This is a genomic window from Shewanella basaltis (assembly GCF_023283885.1).
Classification (GTDB): Bacteria; Pseudomonadota; Gammaproteobacteria; order Enterobacterales; family Shewanellaceae; genus Shewanella; species Shewanella basaltis.
The window spans coordinates 1-8,463 of sequence record NZ_JAKILA010000041.1 but is presented as its reverse complement, the minus strand read 5'-3'; the positions used below and the strand labels follow the sequence as shown (position 1 = coordinate 8,463).

The 8,463-nt window shown below is 45.0% G+C and carries 7 protein-coding genes; 3 read left to right on the top strand and 4 right to left on the bottom strand.

Annotated elements, in window-relative coordinates:
- Positions 1-377: 377 nt before the first annotated feature.
- The gene (locus L2703_RS18765) at positions 378-1,301 is read left to right on the top strand and encodes a manganese-dependent inorganic pyrophosphatase (protein ID WP_248972546.1); all 924 of its coding nucleotides are present in this window, start codon (positions 378-380) and stop codon (positions 1,299-1,301) included.
- A 94-nt stretch (positions 1,302-1,395) separates the two neighbouring features.
- Here the strand turns inward: L2703_RS18765 and L2703_RS18760 are convergent, their stop codons facing one another.
- The 4 genes from L2703_RS18760 to L2703_RS18745 all read right to left on the bottom strand — a co-directional run bounded on the left by L2703_RS18760 (position 1,396) and on the right by L2703_RS18745 (position 6,522).
- Positions 1,396-1,800 (bottom strand): DUF1850 domain-containing protein, encoded by a 405-nt coding sequence (locus L2703_RS18760; protein WP_248972545.1) that lies wholly within the window; start codon positions 1,798-1,800, stop codon positions 1,396-1,398.
- A 5-nt stretch (positions 1,801-1,805) separates the two neighbouring features.
- Positions 1,806-3,863, bottom strand: coding sequence for a TRAP transporter permease (locus tag L2703_RS18755; RefSeq protein ID WP_248972544.1), 2,058 nt, complete (start codon positions 3,861-3,863; stop codon positions 1,806-1,808).
- 104 nt (positions 3,864-3,967) lie between these two features.
- A complete protein-coding gene (locus L2703_RS18750) occupies positions 3,968-4,921 on the bottom strand; it encodes a TAXI family TRAP transporter solute-binding subunit (protein WP_248972543.1) in 954 nt (317 codons plus the stop codon).
- A 314-nt stretch (positions 4,922-5,235) separates the two neighbouring features.
- Entirely contained in the window at positions 5,236-6,522 is a 1,287-nt protein-coding gene (locus L2703_RS18745; RefSeq protein WP_248972542.1) for a glycerophosphodiester phosphodiesterase family protein, read from the bottom strand.
- Between the two features lie 169 nt (positions 6,523-6,691).
- Between L2703_RS18745 and L2703_RS18740 the strand changes: the two genes are divergently transcribed.
- On the top strand, positions 6,692-7,324 hold the full coding sequence (locus tag L2703_RS18740; RefSeq protein WP_248972547.1) for a DsbA family protein: 633 nt from the start codon (positions 6,692-6,694) through the stop codon (positions 7,322-7,324).
- 357 nt (positions 7,325-7,681) lie between these two features.
- The gene (gene mtgA / locus L2703_RS18735; protein WP_248972541.1) at positions 7,682-8,359 is read left to right on the top strand and encodes a monofunctional biosynthetic peptidoglycan transglycosylase; all 678 of its coding nucleotides are present in this window, start codon (positions 7,682-7,684) and stop codon (positions 8,357-8,359) included.
- The last annotated feature ends 104 nt before the right edge of the window (positions 8,360-8,463 follow it).

The following is an 8,463-nucleotide window of genomic DNA, read 5'->3' as shown; positions in this document are numbered from 1 at the left end:
ATGCTTTACAAATAAAGAGTTGCTTAGGTGACTAGGCTACAATCCATTCGCCTCGATTAACACGTTTTTAACTCGAACAAAATTCAACCAGCAAAGATCAACAGGCCCTAGTAACCATAATGTTTGGCTATTTTTATGTTGTTTCATAAATTTACCCTCACTTAGCAAAATTGAACTATGCTTAAGGGTGTTAGCGTAATCTGACAAATCAAAATACGCGCCACGGTATTATGCCGTGAGTTATATTAAAGAAGGCCCCGAGACTCTCCGCTCGGGGCTTTTTTTACGATTTATAGAGAACAAAAACGCTGTATTATTTGATGCACGGACCATTAATCCTTGTTAAAATCAGCACAACTTTATAGGAGAGTCTTTCAATGGCAATGTATGTAGTGGGTCACAAGATCCCTGATTCTGATTCAATCTGTGGTGCTATCGCATTAGCATATTTAAAAAACCAAATCGGCGAGCCAGCCATTGCTGCACGTTTAGGTGAATTATCACCAGAAACCGCCTTTATTTTAGAAAAATTTGGTTTTGAAGCACCAGAATACAAAACCAGCTACGCTGGCGAAGACGTGTATATTGTCGACCACTCAGAAATCACCCAGGCTCCAGATGATATTGCTCAAGCCACTATTGTTGGTATTGTTGATCACCATAAACTTGGCGACCTAACCACTTCTACTCCGCTAGAATGTTGGATCCGCCCTGTGGGTTGCAGTAACACAGTGATTAAAATGATGTACGATTTTTACCAAGTAGCAATCCCTGCAAACATCGCGGGTATTATGATGTGCGCCATTTTAAGCGACACGGTTATTTTCAAATCACCTACCTGTACTACTGCCGATATCCGCTGTGTTGAAGCCTTAGCCGAAATCGCCGGCATTGACGATTTTAAAGCCGTCGGTATGGACATGTTTAAAGTCAAATCAGCCGTTGAAGGCACCCCTGCGCGCGACCTTGTAATGCGTGATTTTAAAGACTTCAACATGAACGGTAACCTAGTCGGTATTGGCCAATTAGAAGTTATCGACTTATCTGTTTTTGACGACATCAAAGCTGAACTTGAAACCGACATTGCAAAATTAAAAGCTGAAGGTAACCGTCACAGCGTATTACTACTACTTACTGACATCATGAAAGAAGGCTCAGAAATGCTAGTGGTTTCTGACTCTGCTGATTTAACCGAACGCGCTTATGGCAAGCCAACCGTTGATGGCCGAGTGTGGTTAGATGGCGTATTAAGCCGTAAAAAACAAGTTGTGCCTGCACTGCAAGATGCGTTTGCAAAGTAAGTCACCTTAAACATAAAAAAGCTGAATCGATTGATTCAGCTTTTTTTATACCCCAAACAAACTTAATGATAACTGATTATTTAAGCTCACAGCCCTAATCTTGCATGTCACAAGCCCACAGTTCTATCGAGGGTTGCGCGGCGGTTGGCTCACCCACCCAAAAACTCATGAGGTGACATTGTTGCTCGGTATTGGCAGACGAGACACACAACCGATAATCTCCCGCCTCAGGGGTGCGCCCCAGCTTTAGCATTGGCAACACAGGTAATTTAGGTTGATATTGCCAGCTGCCGTTTTTTAGCACTGCATCAGCGGGGATTTCCATCCCTGCACCACTGCCTTTCACCCTGGCCTGCTCAAGGATAAAACCGTTAGGCAAAATGCGATAATCTTCTGCCCAACGAATTTTCTCAATGGTATGCGTCCACGACAAGGTTATTTGCTCAGCAGGCATTTGTGCCCAAATACTACCTGCCACCCCCAAACATAACCCTAACATAACCCTTAATCTTCCTGTGCTAGGCGTTTTAACTTACGAGCACGCCATGCATGCTGCAAAATAAACGTCAGTGCAAGGCAAAAGCCGATTTCATCACTTAATGGCGTCGCTAAAATTAAACTACCACCAGCAATAAAGCCTAAAATACGCTCCCACAGATACAACTTTTGTAATAAATAGCCGGTAAAAATAACGCCCCAAATACCAATCGCCACCGTGGCTTTTAACACCACAAACACGGTTGCAAGCACGCCGCCACCTTGAAGCATTAATGCAGGGTCGTACACCGCCATAAACGGAATAATAAACCCAGCAATGGCAATGCGAATGGCCCATAAGCTGATTTTTAAGCCTTTCTCTTTTGCAATGGGCGCTGCTGCAAAACAAGCCAACGCCACAGGCGGTGTTAAATCGGCCATAATGCCAAAATAAAACACAAACATGTGCGACACAATTAACGGTACACCTAAGTCTAATAAAGCCGGCGCGGCAATTGAACTGGTAATAATGTAGTTAGGAATAGAGGGAATACCCATACCTAATACCAAACACGTCACCATGGTTAACACTAGCGACAAAAACAAATTGTCCTGGCCCACAGCCAAAATGTAACCCGCAAAAGTCGACGCAATACCGGTTAACGATACAATACCAATAATCACCCCTACCAGCGCACAAGCGATACCCACAGGCACCGAATGACGCGCCCCCTCAACTAATGCATGCACACATAAGGTGAGTGTTTCTTTACCACCTTTAACAAACCAGCAAATGGCCACCAGCAAAGCAATAACACCAAACACCACGCCAATCCCTAGTTGGAAAAAGCCTGCGCACAGCACACCTAAAGCTATCCAAAATACAATGCGCATCGCCTTTGATGACACATTTAAAATAATCGCAGAGCCTATAATCACAATCGCAGTTAACGCTAAGCCCACAATGCCAGAAAACAGCGGCGTACGCCCCGAAAACAGCAAGCCAATCAAAATAAACAACGGAATCAATAAATACCAACGCAGTTTGATTGCCGCCCAAGGATCAGGGCATTGATCTTTAGGTAGCCCTGATAATTTTGCCCGCTTGGCTTCTAAATGCACCATCCAAAATACTGAAGAGAAATACAATACTGCCGGGATCATCGCCGCTTTCGCGATTTCAATAAACGGCACGTTAATGGTTTCGGCCATAATAAACGCCACCGCGCCCATAATCGGCGGCATAATCTGGCTACCCATACTAGACGTGGCCTCAACCCCGCCAGCAAAGGCTGGCCGGTAACCAAAACGCTTCATTAACGGAATGGTAAATTGCCCCGTAGTCACTACATTGGCCACCCCTGAGCCAGTGATGGTGCCCATTAATGCCGACGATACCACCGACACTTTTGCCGGGCCGCCCACCTTATGGCCAAATAATCCCATGGCAAAATCGGTAAATAAACGGATCATCCCGGCTTGCTCTAAAAACGCGCCAAACAGAATAAATAAGAAAATATAAGTGGCCGACACATAGGTTGGCGTGCCATATAAGCCTTCAGTGCCAAACGACAATTGGTTAATAATTTGGTCAACGCCGTAACCACGATGCATTAACTCACCGGGCAAAAACTCCCCAAATAAACCATAAGCCAAAAATAAACCACAAATAATCGGTAAGGCTATGCCCATCACGCGTCTTGCCGCCTCAAACACCAGCACCACAAGCACAGTACCTATTATCATATCGGCTTGGGTTAAATCGCCTGAGCGTTGAATTAAATCGGCCTCAAACACCCATTGGTAAGCTGCTGTTGCCATGCCAGCCAAGCCAAGCACCCAGGCCAATGGCTGCCAGGGTTTGCCTTTACCCAAACCTGGGTAACTCATAAACACCACTAATAATAAAAAACCCACGTGTACAGCGCGTAAAACTTGAGTCGACACCGGATGAAACGCTGCGGTAGTAATTTGGAAAATAGAAAAAACCAGCGCGACAAAAAATAACGCTTTTGGCCAATGACGAGTGTCGGCACTTAAACCTTGCTCAGACACCGGGCTTGGGTTGATGGATGGATCGCTCATGATATGCCTCTATACGGACTACTGCTAAAAATCGGTATGTCTAAAAACAACTTAGCGCTTGCTTGGCCTTAATCCAAACAAGCGCTAATAACGTGAACTAGGCGTTACAGCGCATTGACTTCTTTGTAATAGCGCTCTGCACCTGGGTGTAATGGAATGGGTAAGTTTTTAGTGGCTTTGTCTAAACTAATGTCTTGAGCGGCAGAGTGAGCTGTACCTAAACGTTCAAGATTTTCAAACATCAACTTAGTCATTTGGTATGCCACATCGTCCGACACTTTACTGTGGCTTACCAATAAGTTTTGAATCGCCACCGTGCTAACATCCTCAGTTTGACCCTCATAGGTGTTAGCAGTAATCACCCCGACTTGATAAGCCGGGTTATTGATTTTAGCGACCACATCTTCAGGGATCGCCACAAAGTTAATGTCCATAGTGGCGGCTAAGTCGCGAATAGCAGCCATACCTAAACCAGACGATTGAAGCGTGGCATCAAGTTGGCGGTTTTTAATTAGCTCAACAGATTCAGCATAAGGTAAAAACTCCACTTTACCCATGTCGTCATAACTTAAGCCAGCGGCTGCAAAAATAGCGCGGGCATTCAGTTCAGTACCAGATTTAGGTGCACCCACTGAAATACGTTTACCTTTTAAGTCAGCCAAGGTGTTGATGCCAGCATCTTTATTGGCAACAATTTGAATAAAATTAGGATAGGTAGATGCAATAACACGTAGTTTTTTTAACGGCGCTTTAAAGCCCGCTTCGCTATCGCCTTCCCATGCGGCAGACACTGAATCGCCTAAAGCAAGCGCTAGTTCACCACGACCAGCTTGCAATAAATTTAGGTTTTCGACCGAGGCTTTAGTGGCTTGTACTGAGGTTTTAGAACCTTCAATACCATTACTGTAGAGTTGAGACAGTGCCACACCAATTGGATAGTAAACACCACTCGTCCCACCGGTGAGAATATTAATAAACGTTGGGGCCGCCATCACTGCGGTACTGATTGATAATGCGGCTGCGGCGCCGATCATACAAAAGCGTTTGGTGAGTTTCATCTGCAATGTCCTTATTTCTTATATGCTTATATATATTATTTTGTTGATACCGTAACACCGACCTCTAATGTGATCTATATAGACTAAAGGCTAATACGATTAGCCTACATAGCATTTATTTTACGATTTCAGTCACTTCGGCTGTCGGTGAAAATACTTCAGCCATTTAATGCTGACACATCGCGTGTTTTATCGTCTAAAAGCATGACTATTGAGTATAGCCGCTTATCAATAAAAAAAGGTGCCTACAATATCGACACCTTTCATCATGGTTTTTGTGTGAGTTGATTTAGCAGTAAACCAAGGCCTGTGGATTACATCCCCATGCAGTTAGCATAATAAGTGACCGTGGCAGGCCAATCTGAAAATATCCCAATCACCCCAACATCTTTGGCTAACACATCAACTAACTCATAGGTGTCACCTTCGTTATCAATCGCCTCAGCAATACTTTGATAATACCAACCGCCGCCACCTTGGCTGAGTAAGCCAGAGCGTTCAAGCGACCAGGCAATGATCTTTAGTCCTGCGGCCTTGGCAACCTTAGCGTATTCAGACGGTACAATGGCGTTATTGTCATCTAACGTCACTAATACCCACAACGGCGGCGCAATAATGTTGACACCATCGGCGGCAAGGGTTTCCATGCTTGGAGACCAAGTCGCACTGTTTTGTGGGTCAAAACCAGCCATATCGTAACGGTCGTCTAAGTACACAGAGTGAGCAGCAAATTCTGGTGCGTTGGCTATCCAGTACTTCACATCATCTAAATTAAATGATTGCGGGAACACCTGCGAGGCATCCACACCTGCCGCGGTATATTCATCAAGCATTTTTTGCGCGTAATCTTGTTGACTAAAACCATCAAAGGGCATGCTTACACTGGCAGATTTAAGTTCTGGGGTCATTTTAACCCCAGCCGATTTAAACAGTTCGATACTTTCAGCGTGAGTCATTAAGGTGCCAGAGCCTGCATATAAATCGGTGCGCCAACTTGGCGTGCCATCCATAAACTCAGCAACCGTGGTCGCATTAGGATTAAAGCCGTCCATTTTGCCTGTTAAGGTTTTAAATTCAGCAAGGCTAATATCGCTCGTGCAGCAGGTGGCTGCTGCGCTAACACCGTTAGCAACATCGGCTGGCGTGAATGGCACCGAGCACTTATTGGCAAGCTCTGGTATTGCTAAAATATTGGTAGTGGTGGCTAAGTCACACTGTGAATGTCGACACACCAAAGCTTTGTCGTTGGTAAAAGTAACATCACACTCAACAATACCCGCACCAGAGTCGATGGCCGCTTGATAAGCCTCTTTAGTGTGCTCCGGAAATTGCATTGAGGCACCACGATGACCAATAGAAAAATCTGTACGGTAAAATGGCCCAGACTCACATTGCGCTAATTGAGTTTTCAGCTCATTTTCTTGCATTTGATCAACTAAAAAAAGCGGCCTAGGGCCGACTTGCGCGCTGACACTTTTATTCATATCCGTTGTCGATGCACTATCGCTGTCATTACTATTACATGCAGACAAACAGACTACGCTGCCCAATATGGCCAATATGGCCAATACACCCAATGCCGTCTTGTTGTTCCTTGCCATTTCATCACTCCTTTACTGTACTCGTTAATCTAACGTTACTGACGATGTGTTGCATCACTTATATCTAACCACTTATTTAATGGCATAGATGGTTGAGATGGCATAGTCTATTGGTTAAATGTGAATGAAATAATGAAGTTATATGACAATTACAACGAACGAGATCACCATGGCTAAACCAACATTGTATTATGTACACGACCCTATGTGTAGCTGGTGCTGGGGTTATCGCCCAACTTGGGACATGTTGCAACAACAACTACAACAAGAGTTTGCTGAGCAACTTGATATTAGCTACCTTGTCGGCGGTTTAGCACCTGACTCATCAGCACCCATGCCAGAAGCAATGCAGCAAATGCTTAAGCAGACCTGGCAACGAATTCACCAGCAGTTAGGCACTCAGTTTAATCATGATTTTTGGCGAGTGTGCCAGCCGCGGCGCTCAACCTATCCCGCTTGCCGTGCCACTCTTGTAGCCCGCCAATACGGTCAAGAGCAAGCCATGGTTAATGCCATTCAGCATGCTTATTATTTGTATGCGCAAAATCCGTCAGATATTGAGGTGTTGTGTGCATTAGCCGAAAGCTTAGGCATTAATCCAGAGCAATGTAAACGGCAATTATTGAGTGAGCAAACTGAACAACAACTGCAAAACGAGATTCACCTTGCCCGCCAACTACCCATACAAGGGTTCCCCTCTTTGGTGCTCGTTGCTAACAATCATGCCTACCCCATAACCCTTGATTATCAGCACTGGCAAACCAGCATGGCCGACATTCAAACTGTGCTGGCTAAGATATAGGTTCTAAGCTTGTACGGGCATTTCGCTTTAATTAGCAATATCCTATACTCTTGCGCGTTGAACACGAGGTGATATCTAATACCAATTCCACTAATTATGTGGTCAATCAGAGCGACTCAGATTGTTCAGTTTGAGGCGCATTGTTGAAATAATGGTTATTCCCTTTTAAGGCAATGCAACAAAGAAATGGACAGTCTGAGTCTCTCCTGCAAGGCGGGTTTCTGTGCCCTCTATGCTGCTTAATAGCATTTTGACGTAGAGCAACTATGCCTACAATACTATTAATTGCCTAGAAGGCACAGAATTCCCGCTGAGTGATCAGATAGTTAGTGGAATTGGTATAACATGGGGCAATGAATGGCAAATCGTCAGCGCGGTTTTTTCGGATGGACATGGTACGTAACGTGGCGCTTTTTAGTGTTACTCACGCTATTGTTGCTGCTACTGAGGTTTGTTCCACCGCCTACAACGTCATTTATGTTACAAAGCCAATATCCGCTGTCGCACCAGTGGGTCAACATTAATGAACTGCCAGCGCACATTCCTCTTGCCATGGTGGCCTCGGAAGATCAGCTTTTTCCTAAGCACTTTGGCGTCGACTTTGACGCCATCAACAAAGCCATTCAACAATACGATGACGGCCAGGGCCTGCGTGGTGCCAGCACGATTACTCAACAAACCGCCAAAAACCTTTTATTGTGGCCAGGGCAAAGCTTTGTGCGCAAAGGATTAGAAGCCATTCTTGCGCTGGGCCTTGAAGTGATTTGGGGCAAAAAACGCATTTTAGAAGTGTACGTAAACGTGGCCGAATTTGGCAAAGGCATCTATGGTGTAGAAGCGGCCAGCCAACATTATTTTAATAAACCCGCAAGGCACCTTAGCAGTAAAGAAGCGGCAAAACTGGCGGTATTATTGCCCAGCCCGCGAAATCGTAACCCAAACTATTTAACCCCATATCTTAGCCAGCGCGTTGTGTGGGTTGAACGGCAAATGCGCCAACTGGGCACGGGGTATTTAACCCCTATTCTTAAATAACCTGAGCTCGGGATAATAAATGCCTTTCAAACAGTCCTTTGCCCTGCTCACTGCGTTGAATCGACTTACAATAGGCTAGCTATTGACGCGTCAATTCGCCTTGT

Bases quoted from the DNA above. Each gene is read 5' to 3' on its own strand.
- L2703_RS18765 (WP_248972546.1), top strand. From the start codon at position 378: ATGGCAATGTATGTAGTGGGTCACAAGATCCCTGATTCTGATTCAATC.
- L2703_RS18760 (WP_248972545.1), bottom strand. From the start codon at position 1,800: ATGTTAGGGTTATGTTTGGGGGTGGCAGGTAGTATTTGGGCACAAATG.
- L2703_RS18755 (WP_248972544.1), bottom strand. From the start codon at position 3,863: ATGAGCGATCCATCCATCAACCCAAGCCCGGTGTCTGAGCAAGGTTTA.
- L2703_RS18750 (WP_248972543.1), bottom strand. From the start codon at position 4,921: ATGAAACTCACCAAACGCTTTTGTATGATCGGCGCCGCAGCCGCATTA.
- L2703_RS18745 (WP_248972542.1), bottom strand. From the start codon at position 6,522: ATGGCAAGGAACAACAAGACGGCATTGGGTGTATTGGCCATATTGGCC.
- L2703_RS18740 (WP_248972547.1), top strand. From the start codon at position 6,692: ATGGCTAAACCAACATTGTATTATGTACACGACCCTATGTGTAGCTGG.
- mtgA (WP_248972541.1), top strand. From the start codon at position 7,682: ATGGCAAATCGTCAGCGCGGTTTTTTCGGATGGACATGGTACGTAACG.